This window comes from Paenibacillus contaminans, from assembly GCF_003285015.1.
Taxonomy (GTDB): domain Bacteria; phylum Bacillota; class Bacilli; order Paenibacillales; family NBRC-103111; genus Paenibacillus_V; species Paenibacillus_V contaminans.
In genome coordinates this window covers 99,013-124,514 of sequence record NZ_QMFB01000004.1, presented here as the reverse complement: position 1 = coordinate 124,514, position 25,502 = coordinate 99,013, and the positions used below count along the sequence as shown (strand labels likewise).

At 48.2% G+C, this 25,502-nt stretch carries 21 protein-coding genes; 14 read left to right on the top strand and 7 right to left on the bottom strand.

Going from position 1 to position 25,502, the window contains the following annotated elements; all coding sequences use genetic code 11:
- Positions 1 to 37: 37 nt before the first annotated feature.
- The gene (locus tag DQG23_RS09335; RefSeq protein ID WP_113030562.1) at positions 38 to 922 is read right to left on the bottom strand and encodes a LysR family transcriptional regulator; all 885 of its coding nucleotides are present in this window, start codon (positions 920 to 922) and stop codon (positions 38 to 40) included.
- Between the two features lie 149 nt (positions 923 to 1,071).
- Here DQG23_RS09335 and DQG23_RS09330 point away from each other — a divergent pair, with 149 nt between their 5' ends.
- A complete protein-coding gene (locus DQG23_RS09330; RefSeq protein WP_113030561.1) occupies positions 1,072 to 1,974 on the top strand; it encodes a DMT family transporter in 903 nt (300 codons plus the stop codon).
- Between the two features lie 7 nt (positions 1,975 to 1,981).
- Here DQG23_RS09330 and DQG23_RS09325 read toward each other — a convergent pair whose 3' ends face one another.
- Positions 1,982 to 2,848: a DMT family transporter gene (locus tag DQG23_RS09325; protein ID WP_113030560.1), complete on the bottom strand. Its 867-nt coding sequence runs from the start codon at positions 2,846 to 2,848 to the stop codon at positions 1,982 to 1,984.
- A 116-nt stretch (positions 2,849 to 2,964) separates the two neighbouring features.
- Here DQG23_RS09325 and DQG23_RS09320 point away from each other — a divergent pair, with 116 nt between their 5' ends.
- The 3 genes from DQG23_RS09320 to DQG23_RS09310 all read left to right on the top strand — a co-directional run bounded on the left by DQG23_RS09320 (position 2,965) and on the right by DQG23_RS09310 (position 8,478).
- Entirely contained in the window at positions 2,965 to 4,338 is a 1,374-nt protein-coding gene (locus DQG23_RS09320; RefSeq protein ID WP_113030559.1) for an aminotransferase-like domain-containing protein, read from the top strand.
- Positions 4,339 to 4,482: 144 nt separating this feature from the next.
- The gene (locus tag DQG23_RS09315) at positions 4,483 to 4,983 is read left to right on the top strand and encodes a DinB family protein (RefSeq protein ID WP_158560369.1); all 501 of its coding nucleotides are present in this window, start codon (positions 4,483 to 4,485) and stop codon (positions 4,981 to 4,983) included.
- Between the two features lie 408 nt (positions 4,984 to 5,391).
- Complete coding sequence (locus tag DQG23_RS09310; protein WP_420330222.1) at positions 5,392 to 8,478, top strand: hybrid sensor histidine kinase/response regulator; 3,087 nt, start codon at positions 5,392 to 5,394, stop codon at positions 8,476 to 8,478.
- Positions 8,479 to 8,619: 141 nt separating this feature from the next.
- On the opposite strand, the gene DQG23_RS09305 is transcribed toward DQG23_RS09310, so the two are convergent.
- Entirely contained in the window at positions 8,620 to 9,435 is an 816-nt protein-coding gene (locus DQG23_RS09305) for a helix-turn-helix domain-containing protein (protein ID WP_113030556.1), read from the bottom strand.
- A gap of 149 nt (positions 9,436 to 9,584) precedes the next feature.
- Between DQG23_RS09305 and DQG23_RS09300 the strand changes: the two genes are divergently transcribed.
- Positions 9,585 to 10,328, top strand: coding sequence for a phytanoyl-CoA dioxygenase family protein (locus DQG23_RS09300; protein WP_113030555.1), 744 nt, complete (start codon positions 9,585 to 9,587; stop codon positions 10,326 to 10,328).
- A gap of 205 nt (positions 10,329 to 10,533) precedes the next feature.
- Here DQG23_RS09300 and DQG23_RS09295 read toward each other — a convergent pair whose 3' ends face one another.
- The 3 genes from DQG23_RS09295 to DQG23_RS09285 form a co-directional block, all read right to left on the bottom strand.
- On the bottom strand, positions 10,534 to 11,127 hold the full coding sequence (locus DQG23_RS09295; RefSeq protein WP_238177816.1) for a hypothetical protein: 594 nt from the start codon (positions 11,125 to 11,127) through the stop codon (positions 10,534 to 10,536).
- A 91-nt stretch (positions 11,128 to 11,218) separates the two neighbouring features.
- Positions 11,219 to 12,031: an ATP-binding cassette domain-containing protein gene (locus DQG23_RS09290; protein ID WP_238177815.1), complete on the bottom strand. Its 813-nt coding sequence runs from the start codon at positions 12,029 to 12,031 to the stop codon at positions 11,219 to 11,221.
- A gap of 64 nt (positions 12,032 to 12,095) precedes the next feature.
- Positions 12,096 to 12,464, bottom strand: a complete 369-nt coding sequence (locus DQG23_RS09285; RefSeq protein WP_113030552.1) for a GntR family transcriptional regulator — start codon at positions 12,462 to 12,464, stop codon at positions 12,096 to 12,098.
- Positions 12,465 to 12,686: 222 nt separating this feature from the next.
- Between DQG23_RS09285 and DQG23_RS09280 the strand changes: the two genes are divergently transcribed.
- From DQG23_RS09280 to ssuE, 7 genes are all read left to right on the top strand, one after another.
- Complete coding sequence (locus DQG23_RS09280) at positions 12,687 to 13,391, top strand: ABC transporter ATP-binding protein (protein ID WP_113030551.1); 705 nt, start codon at positions 12,687 to 12,689, stop codon at positions 13,389 to 13,391.
- Between the two features lie 2 nt (positions 13,392 to 13,393).
- Complete coding sequence (locus DQG23_RS09275; protein WP_192894573.1) at positions 13,394 to 15,718, top strand: ABC transporter permease; 2,325 nt, start codon at positions 13,394 to 13,396, stop codon at positions 15,716 to 15,718.
- A 346-nt stretch (positions 15,719 to 16,064) separates the two neighbouring features.
- Positions 16,065 to 17,207 (top strand): sulfonate ABC transporter substrate-binding protein, encoded by a 1,143-nt coding sequence (locus DQG23_RS09270; RefSeq protein ID WP_238177814.1) that lies wholly within the window; start codon positions 16,065 to 16,067, stop codon positions 17,205 to 17,207.
- Between the two features lie 15 nt (positions 17,208 to 17,222).
- Positions 17,223 to 18,365, top strand: coding sequence for an FMNH2-dependent alkanesulfonate monooxygenase (gene ssuD, locus DQG23_RS09265; RefSeq protein ID WP_113030550.1), 1,143 nt, complete (start codon positions 17,223 to 17,225; stop codon positions 18,363 to 18,365).
- A gap of 16 nt (positions 18,366 to 18,381) precedes the next feature.
- On the top strand, positions 18,382 to 19,200 hold the full coding sequence (gene ssuC / locus DQG23_RS09260; RefSeq protein WP_113030549.1) for an aliphatic sulfonate ABC transporter permease SsuC: 819 nt from the start codon (positions 18,382 to 18,384) through the stop codon (positions 19,198 to 19,200).
- Positions 19,155 to 20,102, top strand: coding sequence for an ATP-binding cassette domain-containing protein (locus DQG23_RS09255; protein WP_238177813.1), 948 nt, complete (start codon positions 19,155 to 19,157; stop codon positions 20,100 to 20,102). Before ssuC ends, DQG23_RS09255 begins: the two co-directional genes overlap by 46 nt.
- A gap of 22 nt (positions 20,103 to 20,124) precedes the next feature.
- Positions 20,125 to 20,682 carry an NADPH-dependent FMN reductase gene (gene ssuE / locus DQG23_RS09250; RefSeq protein ID WP_113030795.1) on the top strand — a complete coding sequence of 186 codons (558 nt, stop codon included), beginning with the start codon at positions 20,125 to 20,127 and terminating at the stop codon, positions 20,680 to 20,682.
- Positions 20,683 to 20,904: 222 nt separating this feature from the next.
- Here the strand turns inward: ssuE and DQG23_RS09245 are convergent, their stop codons facing one another.
- Positions 20,905 to 21,783, bottom strand: coding sequence for a LysR family transcriptional regulator (locus DQG23_RS09245; RefSeq protein ID WP_113030548.1), 879 nt, complete (start codon positions 21,781 to 21,783; stop codon positions 20,905 to 20,907).
- A 182-nt stretch (positions 21,784 to 21,965) separates the two neighbouring features.
- Here DQG23_RS09245 and zwf point away from each other — a divergent pair, with 182 nt between their 5' ends.
- Together zwf and tkt are read left to right on the top strand one after the other, a co-directional pair.
- Positions 21,966 to 23,495, top strand: coding sequence for a glucose-6-phosphate dehydrogenase (zwf, locus tag DQG23_RS09240; RefSeq protein WP_113030547.1), 1,530 nt, complete (start codon positions 21,966 to 21,968; stop codon positions 23,493 to 23,495).
- On the top strand, positions 23,479 to 25,467 hold the full coding sequence (tkt, locus tag DQG23_RS09235) for a transketolase (RefSeq protein ID WP_113030794.1): 1,989 nt from the start codon (positions 23,479 to 23,481) through the stop codon (positions 25,465 to 25,467). The genes zwf and tkt overlap by 17 nt, the downstream gene beginning before the upstream one ends.
- Positions 25,468 to 25,502 lie beyond the last annotated feature (35 nt).

Sequence of the window (25,502 nt, the reverse complement as noted above, 5' to 3'; positions counted from 1 at the left end):
ACCTTAACCAAATTGAATCTCCTTTATGTTTCACTGCCTAAATCATACTTCCCTTTCCTTTTAACCATAGTTGGGCGTGGTCGATAAATTTGCGTGTTGCAGGTGAAGCATGCTTCAAAGAGGGGATGGCGATACCGAGTGTTCTATACATTCCGTCTTCCAGCTCTATCGGTATGACATTATGAGTGCATCCTTTTACGAACATTTCAGAAATGATGCTTATCCCCAGACCGTTCTCAACCATAGCGATGATCGCATGATCATTACCTGCTTGGAATTGAACGTGCGGCTTGCAAGCGTGTAATTGTAATATGCGCCTAACGTCTTGGTCGCAGCTGTAAGTAGGCATAATAAACCATTCTTTTTCGATTTGATCATAACGTATGCGCGATTGTTGGCTTAAGGGATGTTCTTTGGAAACGATGCATACCATGCGATCCCTTTCCAAGGGAATCGTCTCAAAGCTTTCCGCGGAAGGCAAAGACAAAAATCCAAAGTCGATTTCACCGTTTTTAATCCATGCTTCAATATCATTATAGTTGCCTTGTACCAGCTTTATATCGATTGAAGGGTGATCGTACAGAAATTGTTTCATCATGCCGGGCAACCAATGAATCGCAACGCTTGAAAACGTGCCGATCCGAATGGTGCCAACTTCCAAGCCGTTAATCGCAGCGACTTCTTGCTTTAATTGTTCATTACCCGATAAAATTTCGTGAACATGCTTTAAGACGCGTTCACCGTTTACGGTTAAGCGGACTCCCGTTCGATTTCGCGCCAGAAGCAAAAAACCGAATTCATCTTCAAGGCTGGCTATGGCATGACTTACTGCCGATTGCGTGAGTCCCAAGGATTCCGCTGCACTGGTCAAACCCCCAACCTCGACAACCTTTCGGAAAATTTCATACTTGGCGATACTCAAACCCAAACCCTCCCTTAAACATTACTTTTTTTCATGTATAAGATAATAAATATTCATTTTACTAATTTATCTACTGAGTAATATACTAATGAAAAAATGAATGGCTGTCTATTGGAAATACTCTTAACTTCTTTTGCAGGGGGATATGAATGAAACCGCTAAAAGCCGATTTGTTGATCCTACTCGTTACGATGTGCTGGGGTTCGTCCTATCTGTTTATGAAGATCGGCCTGGATTCGTTGTCCGCCTTCAATATCGTTGCTCTTCGCTATGGGCTGGCTTTTTTATTATGTCTTCCCATTCTGGTCAAACGATATCGAGCTATAAATTTGAAAACGGTGATATTCTCATTCGCGCTCGGTTTTCTTCTGTTTGCCGTGTCATCCTCTATTATTTTCGGCCTAAAAAACACGACCGCGTCCAACGCCGGATTTCTAGCCGGTTTAACCGTTATTTTCGTGCCCTTATTGTCTGCGCTTATAGTAAAGAAGAAACCGGAATCGAACGTGATAGCAGGGGTTTTGGTAACTATGGTCGGTATCGGATTGCTTACGTTAAATGATCGTATGAGCATCATGCCAGGCGATTTCTTGTGTATGTTAGCTGCGCTGCTGTATGCCATTCATATTTTGTTAACTGGATCGGCCGCGAAGGCTGCGGACATAGTAAACCTGGGAATTTTGCAGCTTGGTTTTGCAGGAGGCTTTGGATTATTGTTCGCTTTCATTTATGAAGTTCCGATGCTTCCGTCTTCCTATGAGAGTTGGCAAGCCGTGTTGGTACTAAGCGTCGTTTGCAGTGCATTCGGGTATATTGCGCAGACGATCGCCCAAAAATATACGACGCCAACGCATACGGGCCTCATTTTTTCCTTGGAACCTGTATTTGCAGCTATATTCGCTTATTTTTTCGCACATGAACTTTTGCCGATAAAAGGTTATGTCGGAGCAGCATTCATTCTGCTGGGCGTTATGATCGCGGAAATAAAACGGTTGAATGCTTCATCGCTACATGACCGTTCCAAGGAAAAAAGATCAGGGCTCCAACCCTGATCTTCAACTATTTGGATGCAAAACGTTTTGCAAACGCCACGCACAATACGACACCGATGTTTACAATAAAGATTGGCCAACCGACTGACTCATGCAGAACGAGAGCCGAGAGCAACAAACCAAAAAATGGCTGGAGGAGCTGCAGCTGCCCGACTGCCGCTATACCTCCTTGAGCAAGACCGCGATACCAAAATACGAAACCGATAAGCATGCTGAAAAGAGAGACGTAAGCCAGGCTTAAGAATGCCGAAACGCGGATGTTAGCCCAAGACTGTGGCATGTAATATAACGAGAGCAATAACATTACGGGAAGCGAGATGATGAGCGCCCAAGAGATGACTTGCCAACCGCCTAATTTCCGTGAGAGAAGTGCACCTTCCGCATAACCATAACCGCACACAATAATTGATGCCAGCATGAGTCCATCACCTATTGGCGAAGATGTGGCCCCATTTGCTAGAGCGAATCCTGCCACAAGGCAACTTCCTAAAGCGGATAATACCCAAAAAATTGGTCGCGGACGCTCACCGCCCCGCAGTACGCCAAAAATTGCAGTCGAGAGCGGCAGAAGCCCGATGTAAATAATCGCATGAGCGGATGTGACATACTGAAGCGCTAGGGCAGTCAGCAGCGGGAACCCCACTACAACACCAAGAGCTACTAACAACAGCGGAAGAATGTCGCTTCTGGCAGGGCGTTGCTGCCTGAATAGGAGAAGGAGTACGCCCGCCAGGACCCCAGCTATTGCGGCACGACATACCGTTAGGAACAAAGGATTAATATCCATTACAGCCAAACGTGTAGCCGGTAGAGAACCACTAAAGATAAGCACACCTAAGAATCCGCTGATCCAACCATTTGTCGTTTTGTTCATGCTAGTCACCCCGGATATACTTTTGTACGATAATCTGCATTATAATAGGTGCAAAAGTATGTGTGTATCTATAAAAGTTCCATCTGTATGGGTACAGACGAATTAGGGGTAGGGCTATGACAAATAAAAAGGACTCGATTATACAAAGCATTCGCTCAGACATCGTCAAAGGTCTAATTAAACCCGGCCAGAGATTGCCTTCCATCCGCATGCAGAGCCAAAAATTTGATTGCAGCGTTAACACAATCATTAGCGCGTATCAGGAACTCGAAAAGGAGTATCTGATTTATTCACGCCCGAAGAGCGGTTACTTTGTCGTAGCGCAAGAAGCGCTTCTACCCTTGATACAAACAAAACGAATCGATTTTGCATCAGCAGCGCCTGATCCCTCATCTATATCACAAAAGGATTTTAGGCAATGTATAAACAAAGCAATGGAGCTATTTGAGGCTTCTATATTCACATATCCGGATCCGCAAGGATTACTCTCCCTTCGTCAGGAAATTGTGAAGCTGTTTCATCAGCAACAAGTCTTTTCATCGGAAGAGCAAATATTTATATTCTCGGGCGCTCAGCAAGCTCTTCATCTTTTAGCCGGGATGCCTTTTCCGAACGGGAAGACGAACATTTTGCTTGAACAACCGACATATTGGGGAATGCTGAATGCATTAAAAGCACAAAAACAGACCGTAATTGGCATCGAAAGAACGCCTAACGGAATGGATTGGGCAGCTTTGGAGCGACATTTTCAAAGCAATTTAATAAAGTTTTTTTATACAATACCGCGATTCCATAATCCATTAGGTACTTCATATACACAAGAAGAAAAGCAGAGACTAGCGGAGCTGGCTCAGGCATACGACGTTTACATTGTAGAGGATGACTATCTTGCGGATTTGGAAACAAACGCCAAGGCAGATCCTATTCGTGCTTATAATGGCTCCAGTCGTGTCATTTATCTTCGAAGTTTTTCTAAGGTGATGCTGCCCGGATTAAGACTTGCTGCAGCAGCAGTACCGAATTCATTAATTCCTCTGCTTCACCTGTACAAACAGTCGGCCGATCTTAGTACGTCCGTTCTGTCCCAAGGGGTACTGGAGATTTATTTAAAGTCCGGAATGTACGATCATCATGCTAAGCAAATGAAATCCTTGTACAATCATCGCATGAACAAATTAAGAGATATTTCAAGGAGATTATTACCTAAAGATTCCTTGTATTCCATCCAGTCTAGCGGAGGACTCTTTTCTGCAATACGCCTTTCAGACGTGAATAAAGAGGAATTGATCAGGCAATTGAACAATCGTGGTGTTGACGTCCTAGCGGCCGACCGGCAGTACCTTTCAGCTTTTCCTAAAATGAACTTGTTACGCATGAGTATCATACGGACCGATGAACGTGATATTGAAGAAGGCCTTGGCATCATTGCCGAAGAAATGGAACGCGCGGAACGTACTAGGGGATCCTCTAAGCCGTTTTCTTGGTTATGAATAGAGATTGAAAAAAAGCTACCTCGTTAAACGATTGGATAATTTTTTGCAATGAATATTTGCTTGCAATGGATTAATATGGCCTAATAATAGGAACATATGTTCTTGTTGTGTCTTTGTGAAATTAAAGGAGGTGTGAGTTTCTTGGACAGCACATCGTTACTGATTGAATTTCTCTTGATGAAATATAAATCAGAAAAAAAATGGACTTTATACGTAATTGAACAATTATCAGACGAAGATATCGTATGGGCACCCACACCTGAGAGCAATAGCATCGCCAATATAGTGGCTCACATTTGGGGAACCGTTCATCAACGAATTGAAACCGTATTTTTTAACGTTTCAGATACAAGAAACAGAGATAAGGAGTTTGAACGTGGGCTCCAACTATCGAAAGGACAAGCGTTGGCGCTTATTACCAGATCTTTTGAGCTCATCATTGAAGTCTTGGAAAAGGTGAAAGTAAAACCTGAAATGTTAGTCGATCAACCGTATTTGAATTTGCCGCCACTAACGAATAGCGGAGTTGACAACAATGTTACTGTTCTTGAAATGATGCTGCATCAATTTAGACATTTGCCAGGTCACACAGGGCAAATCACATACATCGCCAAAATGAGAAAGGGGCAGTTATACTGGTAGTATACTTAAACTGACCCTAATTTGGACCGTGTCATTATCCGAGGTTCCTTAAGCTAACAGGTACAAGAGCTCAATGAGGCTATGATGATGAACGCTATCGGTCTGCCTGATGCGTACTGTTGGCTGCCGATGGATGTAAAAAAGTCATCGTTTCGCGAATTTGGCAGGTATGCAAATAGGGAAGACTTTTTATTTACAGGCACACCATTTTGGGAATGAAAAGCAATTGGGCTCGCGAATTCGAATCATGAGAGAATGAGCAAAGGACGACATCCTTTGTTCATTTTTTTATTTTTCACTAAAAAATATTAAAAGTCCGCCAAGCAAGGATGGTTGTATAATAGACATTAGGACATCTATTGACTGGGAGAGGAATACTTCTTGGCAAACCATTCACCGAAATACCAGATGAGAAAAAGCCATATTCTGCTCGTGCTGGGATTAATACTCGTTGTTTTATCCGGTTCGCGCATGTTGTGGCTCAAAACGTTCCATATTCAAAAACAAGAATCCATTACAAACGGGCAAATGGATTTGCATAATTGGAATGCGGAGGACGGCGGCATTCTTTTGCTTGACGGGGAATGGGAGTTTTATCCTTCGCAATGGTTGATGGGAGACGGGAAGCGGCAAGCGTCGGGCGAGAATGAGCCGAAGCTTATTCAAGTTCCGGGAGGCTGGGACGAAGCATTGCATGCTGACCAATCTTCACAGTTTGGATTTGCTTCTTATCGTTTGCGGCTTTATGTAGATCCGGAAAAGGATCTTAATTATAGCGTTCGCGTACCGAGCGTGCGCAGTTCGTCGGAATTGTACGTAAACGGACGATTGCTTGCCAAATCCGGACGGGTAGCGGGAACGGAGAATGCGTATGTAGCGAAAAACCTGCCGTACTCTGCGACATTTACTCCAGACGTTAACGGCGTAATCGAGCTTGTGATTCAGGCGTCGAATTATACGGATAGCCGAAGCAGCGGCATTGTTCGTTCCGTTAAATTCGGTTCGGAAGAAGCCGTCGATAAGGAAATGAAAATTTCCGTATCAATGCAGCTTTTGGCAACCATCATCTTTTTTATGCATGCCGTCTACGCGCTTATTTTATTTTTACTGGGAAATAAGGAGAAGAAGCTGCTCTATTTTTCATTGCTGACTTTCTGTATTGCGCTAACTAACGTACTCAGTAATGATGAGAAGCTGTTTCACCAGTTATTTTACATGGGCAATAATTGGGATTTCCGGCTGGCGAACGCTGCGCTCGTTATCGGAGCCTACGCTTTGCTGCAATGTACGAATCATCGGGAGCTCCCATACTGGAAGAAGATATATCCGGTTTATAGGGTAATGAGTTTAGGGACTGCCGGCATCACGTTGTTTTTGGATACGCGTCAGGTGATTATGCTCTTCCCGGTTTATTACCTGTTAGGCTTCACTGCGGCAGGGATCACGATGATCGCCATTTATAAAAAAGTAATTAAAGATATAAGAAGCAATCTATTGCTGCTGATGTCGTTCCTTGCGATCATTCATCATTTTATTTGGTCGTTGCTGTGGCGGGATAGCGGGTTGAGTCTTGTCTTTTATCCGTTCGATATGATTGTTTCGATGGGATGTTTAGCCACCGTTTGGTTTAAGGATTATTTTATCATGCATGCCCGAACGAAAGAGGTTGCCGCAACCTTGCAGCGAATGAACGACCATAAGGATCAATTTCTGGCCAATACTTCCCATGAATTTAAAAACCCGCTTCACAGCATGCTCAACATGTCGCAATCCGTTTTAAATAGAGAAAAATCCATGCTGCAGGAAAGAAGCGTCAAAGAGCTTGAAACGGTTCTGAGCGTAGGACGCCGGCTGACGCTCATATTAAACGATTTGATCGACGTGATGAGTTTACGTGAGGGCAATCCGCGCTTACAGAAAACGGTCCTGTTTATTCAGCCGATCGTAACCGGAGTCATTGACATGCTGCAATTAAACGCGGAAGTGAAGTTCGTTAAAATAGCCAATCATATTCCAGATGATTTCCCTCCGGTTTCCGCGGATGAGAACCGGGTCATTCAAATCGTTTTCAATTTACTTCATAATGCAGTGAAATATACGAATGAAGGCATCATATCGATTCAGGCTTATGCGGAGGACGACCGCGCCTATATCGTTATTTCGGATACCGGGATCGGGATGGATGCGGAGATGCTTAAACGGGTATTCCGTCCATACGAGCAAGCCAGCACGAGCGAGACGATGATCGAAGGCGGTTTTGGGCTAGGGTTAAGCATAAGCAAGCAGCTGGTTGAGCTTCATGGCGGTACGTTGGAGGCGGCCTCCGCTTTGGGCGAAGGATCGACCTTTACATTTTCGTTAGATCTGGCTGGTTTGAATGAGAATGTAGAGAAAGAAGTGAAAGAAGGCTCCGGCAGGGATCACGATCCGTTAGTGGTCCATTCGGCTAGGGCGGAAAACCTTCCGGCTGCGAGACCGGCGACGTTATTGGAAATGAATCCAAACCGTCCGCTCATCCTTATTGTTGATGATGATCCTGTCAATCTTCAAGTGCTGGAATCCATATTGCCGCCGGACGAATATGTGATCGAGACGGCCACGAGCGGGAAAGAAGCGCTGGCGCTGCTGGATACAAAGGAGTGGGATCTGGTCATCTCCGATATTATGATGCCGCAGATGTCAGGGTATGAACTGACGCGAACGATTCGCGAGCGATTTTCATTTACAGAGCTGCCCGTGTTGCTCCTTACCGCAAGAAGCCGGCCCAAAGACATTCAAAGCGGTTTTTTGGCGGGAGCCAACGATTATGTGACCAAGCCGGTGGAAGCGATCGAATTAAAGTCGCGGATAGAGGCGCTAACGACGATTAAACAATTCGTCCGCGAGCAGCTGCGGTTGGAAGCCGCGTGGCTGCAAGCGCAAATCCAGCCTCATTTTTTATTTAACACCTTAAATGCGGTGACGGCTTTAAGTGAAATCGATTTGGATAAAATGCGCGATTTGCTGCATGAGTTCAGCCATTTTTTGAGGAACAAATTTAAGTTTCAAAATATAGACGAGCTTATTCCGCTCGAAGACGAGCTAAGTTTAGTGCAGTCTTATCTATATATTGAAAAGGTTCGTTTTGAAGAAAGGCTGGAGATTATTTGGGAGGTCGATCGCCGCGGGCATGTAAAAGTTCCCTTTCTATCGATCCAGCCTTTGGTTGAAAATGCGATAAGACACGGCATTATGAAACGCACGGAGGGCGGTAAGATTGTCATTCGAATTTCTGTCTATGAAACGTATGCAGAGATAACCGTTGAAGACGACGGGGTCGGCATGGAGGATGGGTTATTGCAACGAATATTGGAAAGAAAAGCGGACAGCAGCTCGGGTGTCGGATTGATCAATACGAATCAGCGTTTAATCAGGCACTTCGGAACGGGACTTCGCATCCAAAGTGCATTTGGGAAAGGGACAAGCGTAACGTTTCATGTGCGTAAGGGTGAATAGCGGCAAGAACAAAGAGTAATATCGTCAATAATCTTACAGCAGCCAAAGGTACAAATCGTCGTTTTTTGGAAAACGGACACGAGATTAAACACTCATATCCCAATATTTGAAATGGCCAATTATAGCGCGCTAGCAACTAATTTATGATTTGCGTACGCCGCTCCAAGACAACTGGCGCATTTCGGTGGCCGTCCTTCCCGTCGACTTCTTGACTAGCCTCGCACAGTGATGGGACGTCTTAAACCCGCAGCGGTGGGCAATCTCAGAGACGGTCAACCCGGTACTGGTCAGAAGCGCGACAGCCTGATTAACCCGATATTCCCATAGATAATGGATTGGCGTCGATTGAACGTTCATTTTGAAGAGCCGGAGCAGATGCTCGGGAGACTGGCCGACTTGACTGGCCAGCTTTTTTAGCGTGATGTCTTCCGGGTAGTGCTCATGGATCCAAGATAGCGCAGAATAAACGGCAGGGTGCTTCTCCTTCTGGAGAAGCACTCTTTCTGATTCAATAGGATATAGATGAAGCGCGGCTAGACCTAAACTTATCATTGCAGGGTCATCGAGCGAAGCATGTTTGCGCATAATCAGCATAAGGTCGGTTAAGCGATTCATTTCTTCCGTCAAAGGCAAATATTCGGGCAATTCGTATAGCGTTTTCCTTGTATCATCTGACAGGGAGGAGACATGAATGGAAATCCAGCGATGCCACGTTTCTTCGGTCCGGGAAAAGGCGAAGGTTTCTTCGTGACCCGGCTTGAGTAAGACGACGTGACCGGGCAGAACGTGAAGTTGTCTACCGTCGATCGTTACGGTCATCTCCCCTGTATACAGCATAACAAGCTGGAGATCCAACTGAACGCGTGGACCGAATCGGCCTCCCGGCGGGTAAACGATAGATCCGGCAACGGCGCGTTTCAAGCTATCGAATGTAAAATCCAATGACGGCTTGGACATAAAATTTCCTCCTGCTCGAAAAAATCCTTATTTCCGTATCATATCAATTATAGATACAATCATGCAAGTTGCAGCCATTGATGGGAAGGCGTTCTGGAAGTATTCTTTAGCTATAGCAAAGATCATGATAAGCGAAGGAGAATGCCGAGATGAACGAGACATATACGAAGCCATTGACGCCACTAACGGGGGAAAAGATCGAATTTTTTAGAGAACAGGGGTATTTCCTGTTAAAAAAGGGGATGACCGGGGATCTTATCGATGCCTTTAATGGACACATCTACGATATTCGGAACCAAGTGCCGATGCCCGAATGGGCGGCCTGCGACTTGAGCAAGAAATATACCCTCAGACTGTTCAATTCGCACAAGCATGACAGCTTCTCCCGGCAGTTGATGAAGCATGCGGTCGTGCGTGGGGTACTTGCCCAACTAATGGGCAAGGAGGCGGTGTGCGTGCAAAGCATGTATTTCTATAAGGAACCGGGAGCTCCGGGCCAAGCGTCGCACCAGGATTATTACTATATCAAGAACGATCCGATGACGATGATCGCGGCATGGACGGCCATGGAAGATGTGGTGGATGAAGAGAACGGCTGCTTGTGGGTAATTCCCGGAACGCACAAGCTCGGACTTCTGCCGCATGGCGCGGTTAAAAATATAGAAGAGCACGAGTCCTGGACCGAAGAGACGGAAGGCGTCGATACGAGCTGCCAAATACCGGTCATTATGGAGAAAGGCGATATTCTTTTCTTCAGTGAGCTGCTTATCCATTCTTCGAATAAAAACCGGAGTAAGGATCGTTGGCGCCGCTCGTACGTTTGCCATTACATTCGGGAGGATTCCAACGTTCTACACCGGGAAGATATTCGACAGAAGTATCCACTATATTAAAGGAATCAATATTTTCCTTATTCCTTACATCTTCCGGTGCTTGACGAGTTTGCGGCTGAAGAAAGACTGTGAAGCTGTGGCTCAATCTCAAAATCAAACTGATTTGAGATTGAGCCAGACTTTTTTTATCACAGCATTCTTCCAATTCTAACGAATTCGCAACAACTTGAGCACCATTCTTATTCTTCCCGATAAACGAGGTTATTTAATGCGTTCTTCCCCTGGTAAAAAGCCAGCCGCCGGCCACGAAAACGAAATAAAGCAAAAGGTTAAATCCGACTCCTGTCAGTAACGAGCCGTTGAATAACAGTGCTTTGAAAAAAACGCCGACATGATCGCGCAGCGAAGGAATCGCCATTCCGATCGGGATTGCTGCAATGAGCAATACCCACAGCAACCAACCGACAGGATGGTAGTAACCGGAGATCAGCATGCTTAGCAGCGCCATAACCATCAAATAAAAGGCAATTTGGTGAAGAAAAGAACCTGCGAACCCAAAGTCAATCCAATGAAACGCTTCAACGAGATCAACGGTGTTCGTGTAATTTCGAAGCACGCCCGCTTCAAGCTCAAACCAAAAAGAATTGAACAAAGCGATGGCTGCAGCCCAGACGGCAAAGACGAAATGAAGTGCCTTAAAATATTGCTCTCGGCTTGCGCCCAAATATACGATACGTTTGTAATAACTGAGCGGCAGCACAATAGCGATAAGGAGCAAAATGAGAATCAGCATGTTGCCGTCCGATAGACTGGTATTTTGGCTGCTGTCTATAAAGAGGCTAACAATGAACTCCGCCAACCTTCCAAGAAGGATAAGAAGGATTACGCACAAGATGTAAATCCTCATTTGCAGATAAGTTGCTTTTAAATGAACGGCCCATGCGCCCAGTTTAGTGACCCCCTTCGATCAAATACGAGAAAAACTTTTGAAGTGTCAGGTTTTCAATCGAAAGGTCCATCTCGCGCGCCTGTTGCATATCCCAATCGTCCAACTTTTCGTAAATAGCGACAAGTGTGCCGCGGCCATAGGTTTCCGTATGTAATACTCGCTTTCCGGCTGTAAACGAAGCGACCGCTTCCGAATTTCCCCTGATCAGATGAGCTGCCATACGTATTTGATCCATCTCGTCATGAAGCAGGAGGGATCCGGCTTCAATGATGTAAACTCTTTCTGCGATTGTAGCGATTTCGTCAATCAAATGCGTAGACAATAAAATCGTGCGAGGGTGATTGGCATAATCCTCCAGAAGCGCCTTGTAAAACCTTTCCCGCATGAAGACATCGAGTCCGAGCACCGGCTCGTCGTATAACGTCAGCGGCGCCCGGCTGGCCAGACCGATGATGTTTCCTACGAGCGATTCCGTGCCTCTTGATAGCTGCCTGATTTTTTTGTGCGGATCAAGCCGAAACGTTTCGATCAACTGGTGAGCGAACGTCCAGTCCCAATTCGGATGAAATTTCGCAGCAAACTGCAAAATCTCGCCAACCCGCGCTCCTCCGAAGTGTTTGTTTTTCTCACGTACGAAACAGAAATCCTTCGGAAGTTCTCCTTTGCCCAGCTTTTTTCCTCTTACCTCGATTGTGCCGTAGTCCGGGAAGATTCCTCCTGCGATCATGTTAAGCAACGTCGATTTGCCGGCGCCGTTTCGCCCTAGCAAGCCGTAAATGACGTTTTCCTCCAACTGCAAATCTAGATTCCGCAAAGCGTAAGTTCGCCCGTATTTTTTGTTTAAGTTTCCGCAAGACAATGCTATGCTCACGGTTTGTTCATTCCTTTCTCAGCTGTTTGATCATGTCGAAGATATCTTCGGTAGTCAGCCCGAGTTTGTCGGCTTCATTCAGCAGATTGGACAACAGTTCCTTGTAGAAACGATCTCTTCGCTTAGTCTGAATCTTCTGTTCCGCGTCAAGCGCGACATACATGCCAAGCCCTCTTTTTTTGTACAAGATACCTTCATTTACGAGTAGGCTGATCCCTTTCACTACGGTTGCCGGATTAATTTGAAACTGTTGAGAAAACTGAGCAACAGAAAGAATTTGCTCGTCCACGCGGAAAGTGCCGTTCAGAATATCGTCCTCAATGATGTAGGCTACTTGTTGAAAAATCGGTTGCTTATCGTCGAAAGTGATGTTCATTGCCCCACCTTCAGTATATCGGTATGTTATTCATCTAACATACCATAATTTATGTGCAAACAATTGTCAATAACGCGAACGTACGATCGTTTGTTGACAATGATATGAGCATGAATTATAGTGTGCTACATGACTAGTATACTAGTATGCTATGTGGAGGTAATCTTGGCAAAGTGGAACTTACGTAGGTTCAATTCTTAATTTTTCGAGGAGATGTGAGAAGTGAAAACGTTAATCGAATTCAAAAAAGTAACGAAACAATACAAAATAGGAGAAGTGCCGATTAAGGCGCTTGATGGTGTTGATTTTTCCATTTCAGAGGGGGAATTCGTCGTTATTTTGGGAGCAAGCGGTGCAGGCAAAAGTACGATTTTGAATATCCTCGGCGGTATGGATACGGCTACCTCAGGCCAAGTATTTGTCGGCGATCAAGAAATAACAACCTTTAACGAAAAAAAATTAACCGAATATCGCGGTGAGAAGGTCGGTTTTGTCTTTCAATTCTACAATTTGATTCCGAATTTAACCACACTGGAAAATGTTGAATTTGCCGCTGAAGTATGTAAAAACCATCTGGATGCTCGAGATATTTTATATCAAGTCGGATTGAGGGATCGAATCAAAAACTTCCCTTCCCAGCTCTCCGGAGGCGAACAGCAAAGAGTGGCGATTGCTAGAGCTGTCGCTAAAAATCCTTCGCTTTTACTCTGTGATGAACCAACAGGAGCGTTGGATTACGTTACCGGTAAATCCGTTTTAAAGCTTCTACAAGATGTAAACAGGGAAACGAAAAAGTGCGTTGTATTGGTCACACATAATTCCGCAATTGCTCCTATGGCTGATAAAGTTATTAAGGTCAAAAGCGGAATGATAGAAAGCGTTGCGATCAATGATGTAAAGCAGCGTGTGGAAGGGATTGAATGGTAATGATGAAATTATGCATAAAATTAGTGAGGGATATTAGACAATCTATAGGGCAATTCATAGCCATTGTTTTGGTTATTGCCGTAGGAGCTTTTTTCTATGCGGGGCTGATCACATATAGTGATAACCTTAATGCCTATACGAAAGCTTACTTTACAGAACATAATTTAAGCGATTTGAATGTGTATTACAGTCATATTTCCAAAGATGAGGTGGCTGGTTTAAGCGAAATTGAAGGGATAAAAAAAATAGAAGGACGTTATACGTTGGATGCCACACAAGCGTTTGAAGGGTATAAAGCGTTATTAAAAATTCATTCAATCCCAATGAAAAATGAAATCAATACGCCAACTATGGTGGAGGGCAGGATCCCGTCCAAAAAAGACGAGATCTTGTTGGATTCCCATTATGCCAATGAACATCAGTATCGCGTCGGCGATAAAATCAGGTTAAGTTCAAATAATAAAGACTATACCTTTATAATCAGCGGTTTGTGCGAGAATGTTGAATATGCCAAAAAGAACGAAATACAAGATCATAAAACCTTCGGAGCAGCTTATACGGCCGAAGTGACGATCCCTGAAATGGCAGACGGCTTTACCTATAACGAAGTCCTGATTGATGCCAAAGAAGATTATGATCTTGATAAGTTAGGGAAATCCATTGAAGCACAATCCAAACAACTTTCCTATTTAAACCAAGTAAGTAAAGAAAGGACGTTCAGTTATTCTAAAATAACGGAAACGATACATAATAATAACTTGATGAGTAAGGTTATACCGTTCGTTCTCTTTTTGATAGGCGCTATTATCCTATTTCTTACCATGTCGAGGATTATCGATTCTCAAAGAAATCAAGTGGGGATTATGAAGGCTTTAGGCGTAAAAAACGGGACGATCATGCTTCATTACATGGGTTACCCGTTGCTGGTAGGAATTGTAGGATCCATTATAGGTTGCTCCATAGCGGCTATCGTATTTATTCCTTTAGTAACCGCGTCGAGTTCAAGGGCTTACTCTCTGCCGGACATAAAATTTGCCCTTACTGTGTACTCGGTCTTTCCTCCCATTGTATTCTCCAGTGCTTTTGGACTCCTCTCGTGTTACTTAAGCAGCAGAACCGTATTAAAAGAACGTGCGGCTCAAGCTATGCGTCCTAAACCGCCCAAGAAGGTGAAAATGCTTCTTATCGAAAGAATTCCGGGTATTTGGAGTCGTATTTCCTTCAGTTACAAACTCATTGTGAGAAATATACTACTGAATAAACAAAAAGCGTTAGTGAGCTCGGTTGGTGTTGTTGCAAGCACTGTTTTATTGATAACGGCCTTCGGCACCCACACGGCCTTACTAAAAGTAGCTGACCAGGTTGAAGAGGTTTATGCTTATGATTTAAGAGTGGATTATGCGATAGGAGCATCTTTCGATGCGTCAAAACTCCCCTCCGGCATTAAGCAAAAATTCGATTTATCCGCCTTGCCTATCGAATTCATAAAAGATGATAAAAAAGAAAAGGCCACTTTAACGGTTACTGAAAAAGAAAACAATCTCATTCATTTCTTAGACGTAAATGACAATAAACTATTTCTGGAAAACGATGGTGTTTTGGTGCCCAAATCTTACGCCGACAAATATCATATAACAGAAGGGGATCTCATCCGGATAAAGTTCACGGCACCGGAGTTTAAAAATAAGATGCTGGAGATGAAGGTTCTACATATATCTACCCAGTATTCGAACCCGTCGTTTTATAGCACGCCGGCCTACTTAAAGAGTTTTGACATAAACTACAATCCATCCTCGCTTTTAGTTGAAGCCAATAGCTCTACAGATCTTGTTAGCGTTCGTAGCTTCTTTGAGCAAGATCTTCAAGTAGATAAGATTACAGATAAGAATGATCTTAAGAAATCAGCTCAATATATTTTGAAGCAAAACAGCTTTGTTTTTCTCATGTTTATCATTTGTGCCGTCATCCTCTCCTTTGGCGCCATTTATACGATATCTTCCATAAACATTTATGAAAGGAGCCGTGAGATTGCCACTCTTAAGGTATTAGGCTATCAAAAATATAAAATAAACAGACTCATTTTTTTTGAAAACATCATCCTAACCACATTTGCGGTAATTGTTGCTATACCGATTAGCGGCTATATGTACACCATTATTGTAAAGGCGCTCTCAAGCACCCATCAACAAATCCCAGATAAATTAAACGTTTTCATCTTGTTGGCAGCTGTTATTCTTGCATTCTTTCTCACCATTCTGGCAAATTTGCTGCTTAAGAGAAAAATAACCCGAATCAATATGATTGAATCCTTAAAAAGTATTGAATAATGTGTCGCCGAACGAATATGTGATCGAGACGGCTTTGAAAGCTCGGGTGTCGGATAAATCAATACGAATCAGCGTTTAATTAGGCACTTCGGAACGGGACTTCGCATCCAAAGTGCATTAGGGATAGGGGCGAGCGTAACATTTCATGTACGTAAGGGTGAATAGCGGAAACAACAAATACGGAGCCGCGCGGGTTTGCGACCTCTGGTTCGTTACCTAAAAATACCCAAAAAATCGTTGACACCCATTAATCGGAATGATAGTATCATAACCATAAATCTTAGTTAGTTGATCGGTTTTGTTATATATCGGCGCGACCGTACAGTCGGAGGCCTCCTTTTCAAGCATGCACAATATCGTGTATGCGGAAGGGAGGCTTTGCCGTTTTGCAGGAACCGATTCGAACGACATTCACAAGGAGATGATACGTTTGTTCAATGGTTTCGTTCCATCCGTCGAAAATGCGAAAGCTTCGCGTGGTCTTTTCCGGTTTGCCGCGCCATTTGCCGGGTTATTCCTCGGACTGTCGCTGCTGCTGTCCGCTTGCGGCGGCGGAGCCGGCTCATCCGGTGAAGTCGGCAAGGCGGGCACGGCAGGTGCAGACACAGCATCGACCGTAAAGACCAAGGGCATCACTTTGCGAATCGGCTATCAGAAGTATGGGACGATCAATATTTTGAAGGCCGATGGCGGGCTCGACAAGAAGCTGGCCGAGCAAAGCATCAAGATCGAGTGGACGGAGTTCCCCGGCGGTCCCCAGCTGCTCGAAGCCCTCAATGTGGGCAGCATCGATATCGGGCATACGGGTGAAGCCCCGCCGATATTCGCGCAAGCCGCGGGCGCCCCGCTAGTATACCTGGCCCACGAGCCGGCCAGTCCGAAGAGCGAGGGCATCCTTGTGCCGAAGGATTCTAAGATCCAGTCAGTCGCAGACCTGAAGGGTAAGAAAGTGGCTCTTAATAAAGGCTCCAACGTGCATTACCTGCTGGTGAAGCTGCTCGAGAAGGCCGGCGTGGCCTACTCGGATATCACAACCGTTTACCTGCCGCCGGCCGACGCCCGCGCAGCTTTCGAAAGCGGCAAGGTAGACGCTTGGGTCATCTGGGACCCGTTCTTGGCCGCTGCTCAAACGGCAACGGGTGCGAAGCTGCTCGCCGACGGCACCGATATCGTCTCCAATTACGAATTTTACTTGGCGGCCAGACCGTTCGCCGAGAAGTACCCGGACATCGTCAAGACGCTTCTTGAGGAGGCGAACAAGATCGACGAGTGGGCGAAGAACAATCAGAAGGCGCTGGCCGAGAAGCTGTCGCCGCAGCTCGGCATCGATGTGCCGTCGTTGGAGCTGGCCGCCGGCCGTCGACCGTACGGTGTGCAGCCGATCGATCAGGCGGTCATCGACGCCCAGCAGAAGATCGCGGACACGTTCCGCAAGCTTGAGCTGATTCCGAAGGACATTAAGATCACCGACGCGATTCTTAAACCGTAAGAAGGAGTGAGCGACATGAACGTATTCTGGTTTATTCCGACCCATGGCGACGGCCGTTACTTAGGCACTACGGAGGGCGCTCGCGTCGTGGATGGCGAGTATATGAAGCAAATCGCCGGTGCGGCCGACAGTCTCGGCTTCGACGGCGTACTGATCCCGACGGGCAGCTCCTGCGAGGACCCGTGGATAACGGCGGCTTCCCTGATCCATTCGACGAAACGGCTGAAGTTTCTCGTCGCCGTCCGGCCGGGCCTCATGTCCCCGACGCTCGCCGCACGAATGGCGGCCACCTTCGACCGGATCTCCGGCGGACGCCTGCTCATCAACGTCGTCGCCGGAGGCGATCCGGTGGAGTTGGCCGGTGACGGTCTGTTCCTTGATCACGACGCCCGCTACGAGCTGACCGACGAGTTTCTCGACATCTGGCGGCGAGAACTCGCGGGGGAGACGGTCGAGCGGTCGGGTAAGCATCTGACCATACAGGGAGGCCGGGTTCTGTATCCGGCCATCCAAAAGCCATATCCGCCGCTCTGGTTCGGCGGCTCGTCGCCTGTGGCGCAGGAGGTGGCGGCGGATCATTGCGACGTCTATCTGACCTGGGGCGAACCGCCGCACGAAGTGGAAGAGAAGATCGCCCAGGTACGCCGTCTCGCCGAGAGCCGCGGCCGCAGCCTTCGCTTCGGCATCCGGCTGCACGTCATCGTGCGGAAGACGGACGAGGAAGCGTGGGAGGCGGCGGACGATCTGATCAAACATCTGGATGACGAGACGGTGGCGAAAGCGCAGCAGATCTTCTCGCGGTTCGATTCCGTAGGCCAGCATAGGATGTCGCGGCTGCACAAGGGCGACCGCTCGACGCTTGAGATCAGCCCGAACCTGTGGGCCGGCATCGGCCTCGTCAGGGGCGGCGCAGGCACGGCGCTTGTCGGCAGCCCGCAGACGATAGCGGCGCGTATGAAGGAGTACGAATCGCTTGGCATCGAGACGTTCATTTTCTCCGGATATCCGCATCTGGAGGAAGCGTACCGGGTCGCCGACTTGTTGTTCCCGCATCTGCCGCTTCAGCGGACGGCGGCGAATGGGCCCAGCTCGATTAGCCCTTTCGGCGAGCTCATCGCCAACCAGGTAATTCCGACGCCAAAAGCGTCGGCACATTGAAGGGGGCTGGCGGCTTATGAAGGGCAACGGAAATGGCAGTCCGCACCGCTTACGGCGCACCCGTGATCACGTCCTGCCATGGCTCGTACCGCTTGCGTTTCTGATCGTTTGGCAACTGATCGGCAGCCTTGGCTTGATCTCGAACCGGATGCTGCCGACACCTGTGGACGTGCTGCAGGCCGGCATCCGGCTGGGCGGGAACGGGCAGTTGTGGGAAGCGCTTCGGATCAGTACGTGGCGGGCTCTAATCGGGTTCGCCATAGGCGGTGGCATCGGTTTCCTGCTCGGCCTGTTGAACGGCGTCTCCTCGCTCGCCGAGAAGCTGACCGATTCATCGATCCAGATGATCCGCAACGTCCCGCATCTGGCGCTCATTCCGCTCGTCATCGTCTGGTTTGGTATCGGCGAGGACGGCAAGGTATTCTTGGTCGCGCTTGGGGTATTCTTCCCGATTTATCTCAACGCGCTGCATGGCATTCGCTCCGTAGACCCCGGACTGATCGAGATGGGCAGGGTATACGGGCTGAGCCGGCTGGAGCTGTACCGTTCCATCATCCTGCCCGGCTCGCTGCCGTCGATTCTGGTCGGCCTGCGGTTCTCCCTTGGCATCATGTGGTTGACGCTCATCGTTGCCGAGACGATCTCATCCAAAGAAGGGATCGGGTATATGGCGATGAATGCCAGGGAATTTTTCCAATTGGATGTCGTCGTTCTGTGCATCGTGCTTTATGCACTGCTTGGCAAACTGTCCGATCTGATCGCGAAATGGCTGGAAAGGAGGTGGCTGCAATGGCATCCGCATTTCCGCAAAGCGGCCGTACCGCAAACCTTATGAGCGCTTATGCCGAAAAAGCCCGCACTTGGCGTGAAGACGGAAGGCAAGCAGGACGGGAGACTGACCATAAACATATTCCGGACCGTCTGTCCGGGACGAAGCCCGAGCCGCAAACGGAGGATAGGAAAGGCCTCTCCGTCCGAGTCGAGCAGGTTGTGAAACGCTTCGGCGATCAAACGGTGCTCGACCGGCTTGATTTATCCATCCGCGAGGGAGAATTCGTCGCCGTAGTAGGGCGCAGCGGCTGCGGCAAAAGCACCTTGTTGCGGCTTATTGCCGGACTTGACGATGCAAGCGGCGGCACGATTGTACGCGGCGATAGCGCGGCGGCCGGCATTGATCCGCAAACGCGCGTCATGTTTCAAGACGCTCGGCTGCTGCCGTGGCGAAGCGTGCTGGACAACGTGAAGCTGGGCGTTTACGGGCTTAGCAAGCGAGAGACCGAGCTTAATGCGTATGAAGCGCTAAGCTTAGTCGGACTAAAGGATCGGGCTCGGGATTGGCCGTCCGTGTTGTCCGGCGGGCAACGCCAGCGCGTTGCACTGGCGCGGGCGCTCGTAGGAGAGCCCCGGCTTTTGCTGTTCGACGAGCCGCTCGGGGCGCTTGACGCACTGACTCGCATCGAAATGCAGCGGCTGATCGAGCAGCTATGGCTTAGGCGGAGCTTCACCGCGGTACTCGTTACCCACGACGTCGCCGAAGCGGTGGCGCTGGCCGACCGCGTCATCCTGATCGAGTGCGGGCGCATCGCGTTCGACGTCTCCGTCACGCTGGCCCGGCCGCGGGAGAAGGACGGCGGCTTTACCCACTTCGAGCGTACGATCCTCGACCGCGTGCTGGAGCCTCAGCAGGCGGCTATTTCCGAGAAGGAAGCGGCGGCGAAGCTGGCGTTTGACATTTGATAATGAAAGCGAGCGAGGAATGATGGCCAAAGTAACGATTGTATCAGGCAGCCCGAATAAACAATCTCGGCTATATGGTTTGATAGGAGCGGCAGAGCAAGAGTTGGTGCGAACCGGGCATCATGTAGATATTATTCATGTGGCGGAACTGCCGGCAGACGATTTGCTTCGCGCCAATTTTTCCAGCAAAGCGATTCAGGCTGCGTTAACCCTGGTGAAGGAAGCGGACGTTGTGATCGTGGCCAGCCTGGTTTATAAAGCGGCGTATACCGGCATCCTAAAGACGTTCCTGGATTTGATTCCGGAGAGAGGGCTGGCGGATAAGCTGCTTCTCCCGATCTTTGTCGGCGGGACGATTGCGCACTTGCTGGCTGTTGAGTATGCGCTGAAGCCGGTTTTGTCGGCGCTTGGCGGTCGCCATATTTTAAGCGGCGTCTACGCTGTAGACCAGTCCATTACGAGAAAAGATAACGGAGGCTTTGAGTTGGCGGAGGAAACCGCAGAACGACTTGGGCTTGCACTGAATGAGCTCGAGGAGGAAGCGGAGTGGCAGCAGCGGCGCAGGCGTCATTCGTTTTGACCGAACGCGGAGCGTCTGTCCGAGGAGATTAGGTTGTACAGGTAAATGAATTGTTTGGCAGACAGTTTAACATGCCGCTGACTTGGTCTATCGCAGCAGGCTGCCCGCTATTTATTACGGGCAGCCTGTTAAGCTTGTACAACGAACGTTCAAGCCGATTTGCGCTGGATGTGCCGGGTATCGCCGTTGACTTTTCTCTTGAGATTAGGCAATGTCACCCCTCTATTGAACCAGCTCGATAAACCGGCTGGCGGCGGAGGAAAGCGGCATATTGCGCATCGTCATGATTCCTACATGGGTAGGCGGGAGCTGCACATCCAATTGAATCTCGAAAAGAGAGCCGTCCTCCATCTCCTTCGAGACGAATTCCCTCGTCACATAGGAGATACCGAGTCCTTTCCGCGCAAACTCGATAAGAAGATCCACGCTTCCTACCTCGATTTCAGGCTTGAGTTTATAGCCGTAGCTTTGAAATAATTCCGTAATGGTCATTCGTGCCCGGCTATTGCGCGAGAAAAGGATGATCGGGTACTGGAGCAGCATATCCAGCGAAAGAACCGTGTCCTTAAGCTCGGCATAACGGGCGCCCGCTACAAAGCAATCCTGCAGTCGTATACTCTCCCTCACTTCAAGCTGGGGATCGTCGATAGGCATACGGACGACACCCAAATCAATTCTGCCTTCTTTTAAAAAAGAGATGGTTTCCGGCGTAGTCCCATGATTCAGGTGAAGTCTGATGCCGGGATATCGTTGATGAAAGTCTTCCAAATACGGAAGCAAATAATGCTTGAACAGCGAATCGCTTCCGCCGATCCGCAGCTCGCCGCTCTCCAGATTTTTAAGAGCGGCCATTTTTTCTTCCGCCAGCGAAATGAACATGTGAGACTGCTCGATATAGGTATACAGGACGGCGCCCTCTTTTGTCAGCGTAACGCCTTTGGAATTGCGGTAAAACAACGTCATGCCGAAGCTGTCTTCGAGCTGTTTGATGGCGTAGCTGACGCTCGGTTGGGTGAGGTATAAGGCCTTGGCTGCCTGACTCAAACTGCCTGTTTTCGCGGCCCAATAAAAAACTTTGTACAGTTCGTAGTTATTATTCATAGACGTGATCTATAGCTCCTGTGAAATATATTTATTACGTATATAGTCGATATCCGTATTATAGTGGAACTACGAAAGAGAAACCAGAGCTTATTGGTCGGGTTTGCGGTCAGCGTACTGCAGCACCCCGCGTTTTCTCCGATGACGGAAGGATAAGAGCTCTGATGGGAGGAGAGAGAAAGATGGAGCCGACCTCATTTGTTTTGTTTGGAGCGACAGGCGATTTAGCCAAAAGAAAAATATACCCAGCCTTGTATAATTTGTTCGTTGACCGGAAGCTGCCGCCGTCGTTCTCCTTGATCGGACTTGGAAGAAGAGAACTGTCCGACGAATCGTTTCGGGCGAATGTGGAGTTGTCGATCCGCCAGTTTTCCAGACGCGGAGCGGACAATCTTTCTTTAATCAAACCGTTTTTGCAAGCATTCCGGTACAGCGTTCTCGATATAAGCCGCAAAGAAGATTACAAGAAGCTGCTGCAAATGATTGAACGGCGGGAAGAGGAGCTCGGGATTTCGTCGAATCGCCTTTTTTATTTGTCCGTCGGACCTGAATTTTTCGAAACGATTGCGGCGAACATCCAAGAAAGCGGGCTTGGCTCCCCGAATGGCTGGAAGCGTCTTGTGATTGAGAAGCCTTTCGGCCACGATTTGCAATCTGCCCGTGATTTGAATCGGAAGCTGAGTAAAGCTTTTACGGAGCAGGAAATATACCGAATCGACCATTATCTCGGCAAACCGATGGTGCAGAAGCTTGAAGCTCTGCAGCAAAATCCGGTTCTTAACGCCTTGTGGACGAATCATTACATTGCCAATGTGCAAATTACGGCAAACGAAACGGTCGGCGTAGAGGAACGCGCGGGTTATTACGATCAGGCAGGCGCTGTGAGAGACATGTTCCAAAACCATATGCTGCAAATGCTGATGATGGTTGCAAGTCACATCCCGAATAACAGCGACTCCGAAATGGTGCGCTTTAAGAAGAAATTGGTGATGGAAGCACTCGAGCCGCTGCAAAAAGAGACGGTGAAAGCCAGCGTAATCCGCGGGCAGTACAAAGAGGGAATGCTTCAAGGAAAGCCGGCAGCCGGCTATAGGTCAGAGCCGGGCATCGATTCCGCTTCCATGAACGATACGTTTATTGCCGCCAAATTGCACATTGACGATTTCTTTTGGCGGGGCGTTCCTTTTTATATCCGGACTGGCAAACGAATGAAGGAGAAATCGACGCGGATCGTCTTTGAGTTCAAGGAGCCGTCCATAACCTCGCAGGGAAGCGCCGATGCCGATGGAAAGTCGCCTAATCTCCTTGTATTTGAAATTAGTCCTAACGAAGGCATCACGCTGCAAGTCAATACGAGAGAGTCTCAGCATAAAGGGGATTTCAAGCCCATTCGGATTGATTTCCATGAAAGCCGTAACGACGTTCCCGAGGCTTACGAAAACTTGATATACGACGCGTTGAACGGAGATCCCACGTTTTTTGCGCATTGGGATGAAGTGGAATTGTCGTGGAAATGGGTGCAGCCGATCTTGGAGGCATTCGAAGAAAATCTTGTTCCGCTTTATTTGTATGAAGCCGGCTCATACGGACCTGCCGAGTCCGATGCTTTATTGGCGAAGGACGGTTACCACTGGTGGTTCGATGCCAAGTCCGAGAAAGAAATCGAAACGAAACGAGGAGAACAGCAATATGCCTATCACGCAAACTATTGATCAGTTGTCTATCGACACCATCCGAACGTTATCTATCGATGCGATTAATCGCGCCAATTCCGGTCACCCGGGTCTTCCGATGGGAGCGGCGCCGATGGCGTACGCCCTTTGGTCCCAATTGCTCAATCATAATCCTGCACATGCAAAATGGTTTAACCGCGACCGCTTCGTGCTGTCTGCGGGACACGGATCGGCCTTGCTCTACAGCCTCCTGCATTTGTCCGGGTACCAAGTGTCGCTTGACGATTTAAAGCAATTTCGCAAGCTGAACAGCCGAACGCCGGGACATCCCGAGTACGGGCATACGGATGGCGTAGAAGCTACAACGGGACCTCTGGGGCAAGGGATTGCCATGGCGGTCGGGATGGCGATGGCCGAAGCCCATTTGGCCGCAAAATTCAATCGGGACGGCTTTCCGGTAATCGATCATTATACGTATGCGCTCGTCGGAGACGGCTGCTTGATGGAAGGCATCTCCTACGAGGCGATGTCCATGGCGGGACATATGAAGCTCGGCAAATTAATCGTATTGTACGATTCCAATGACATCTCTTTGGACGGCGATCTCAACCTTTCCTTCGGGGAACATATGCAAAAAAGAGCGGAATCGGCCAATTGGGAATATATGCGGGTCGAGGACGGGAATGACGTCTCGCGGATTACCGAAGCGATCGCCGCAGCCAAGCAAAACCGTTCGCAGCCGACGTTAATCGAAATTCGGACTGTTATCGGTTTCGGCAGCAAGGCGGCGGGTACGCACAAAGTGCATGGAAGTCCGTTAGGCCTTGAAGAGGCGAAGGCGACGAAGAGCGTTTACGGCTGGCCGTATGAGGAAGAATTCACCGTCCCGGTGGAAGTCAAAGCTCATTTCGAGCAGTTGAAACGTAAGGGAGCGGTCAAAGAAGAAGAGTGGAACACTTTGTTGAGTGCCTATAAGGCGCAGCATCCTATGCAGGGTAAGGAGCTTGAGCAGGTCATCGACGGTTCCGTGTCGATCGATGCCGCCGACATTCTTACTTTTGACGCATCCAAAAGCATTTCTACCCGTGTGGCAAGCGGGGAAGCCATTAATCATTACGTAAAAAGCATTCCTTCCATTTTTGGAGGAAGCGCGGATTTATCGCATTCGACGATGACGGATATCAAGGGAGAGCAAACGTTTGCCGTCCAGTCTTATTCGGGCCGCAATATTTACTTTGGCGTAAGGGAGCATGCTATGGGAGCCGCCGGCAACGGATTGGCTTTGCACGGCGGCGTAAAACCGTTCGTAAGCACCTTTTTCGTTTTCAGCGATTATTTGCGACCGTCGATTCGTTTGGCCGCGCTGCAAAAACTGCCCGTCATCTATGTGTTTACCCATGATTCGATTGCCGTCGGAGAAGACGGACCTACGCATGAGCCGGTCGAGCATTTGGCCGCACTGCGCACCATTCCGGGACTTACGGTCATTCGTCCGACCGATGCCAATGAAACGGCAAGCGCATGGGCGTACGCCTTGCAGCAACAGGAAGGACCGGTAGCGCTCGTGTTGAGCAGGCAGAACCTTCCTATTTACGAAGCGACCAAAGCCAATGTCGAAGGGGTAACCAAAGGCGCGTATGTTCTGACGGAAACGAACGGGCAGCCGGATGTCATCCTGATCGGAACCGGATCCGAGGTTTCTTTGGCCGTGAACGCCAAAGCGGAGCTGGAGCGGGACAACATTTCCGTACGAGTCGTCGCCATGCCGAGCAGAGAGCTGTTTGACCGCCAATCCGAAGACTATAAACAGAGCGTCCTTCCCGATTCCGTTACGAAGCGGATAGCCATTGAAGCCGGCATTTCATTAGGCTGGGACCGGTACGCAGGTCCAGGCGGAAAAGTTTTGGCAATCGATACGTTCGGCGCTTCGGGGTCCAGTTCGGAAGTCATGGAATTTTTCGGGTTCTCGGTTAGTCACGTGGTTAGCCTGACAAAGGATTTACTGAAGTAACGGTCAAATAAACGAATAAACTGGGGGCTTTGTTC

Excerpts from the sequence above, each read along its gene's own strand:
- DQG23_RS09310 (WP_420330222.1), top strand. The coding sequence starts at position 5,392 with ATGAGAAAAAGCCATATTCTGCTCGTGCTGGGATTAATACTCGTTGTT.
- DQG23_RS09255 (WP_238177813.1), top strand. The coding sequence starts at position 19,155 with ATGGCATCCGCATTTCCGCAAAGCGGCCGTACCGCAAACCTTATGAGC.
- DQG23_RS09320 (WP_113030559.1), top strand. The coding sequence starts at position 2,965 with ATGACAAATAAAAAGGACTCGATTATACAAAGCATTCGCTCAGACATC.
- DQG23_RS09275 (WP_192894573.1), top strand. The coding sequence starts at position 13,394 with ATGAAATTATGCATAAAATTAGTGAGGGATATTAGACAATCTATAGGG.
- zwf (WP_113030547.1), top strand. The coding sequence starts at position 21,966 with ATGGAGCCGACCTCATTTGTTTTGTTTGGAGCGACAGGCGATTTAGCC.
- ssuC (WP_113030549.1), top strand. The coding sequence starts at position 18,382 with ATGAAGGGCAACGGAAATGGCAGTCCGCACCGCTTACGGCGCACCCGT.
- DQG23_RS09300 (WP_113030555.1), top strand. The coding sequence starts at position 9,585 with ATGAACGAGACATATACGAAGCCATTGACGCCACTAACGGGGGAAAAG.
- ssuE (WP_113030795.1), top strand. The coding sequence starts at position 20,125 with ATGGCCAAAGTAACGATTGTATCAGGCAGCCCGAATAAACAATCTCGG.
- DQG23_RS09245 (WP_113030548.1), bottom strand. The coding sequence starts at position 21,783 with ATGAATAATAACTACGAACTGTACAAAGTTTTTTATTGGGCCGCGAAA.
- DQG23_RS09270 (WP_238177814.1), top strand. The coding sequence starts at position 16,065 with ATGCACAATATCGTGTATGCGGAAGGGAGGCTTTGCCGTTTTGCAGGA.
- DQG23_RS09330 (WP_113030561.1), top strand. The coding sequence starts at position 1,072 with ATGAAACCGCTAAAAGCCGATTTGTTGATCCTACTCGTTACGATGTGC.
- DQG23_RS09285 (WP_113030552.1), bottom strand. The coding sequence starts at position 12,464 with ATGAACATCACTTTCGACGATAAGCAACCGATTTTTCAACAAGTAGCC.
- DQG23_RS09325 (WP_113030560.1), bottom strand. The coding sequence starts at position 2,848 with ATGAACAAAACGACAAATGGTTGGATCAGCGGATTCTTAGGTGTGCTT.
- ssuD (WP_113030550.1), top strand. The coding sequence starts at position 17,223 with ATGAACGTATTCTGGTTTATTCCGACCCATGGCGACGGCCGTTACTTA.
- DQG23_RS09305 (WP_113030556.1), bottom strand. The coding sequence starts at position 9,435 with ATGTCCAAGCCGTCATTGGATTTTACATTCGATAGCTTGAAACGCGCC.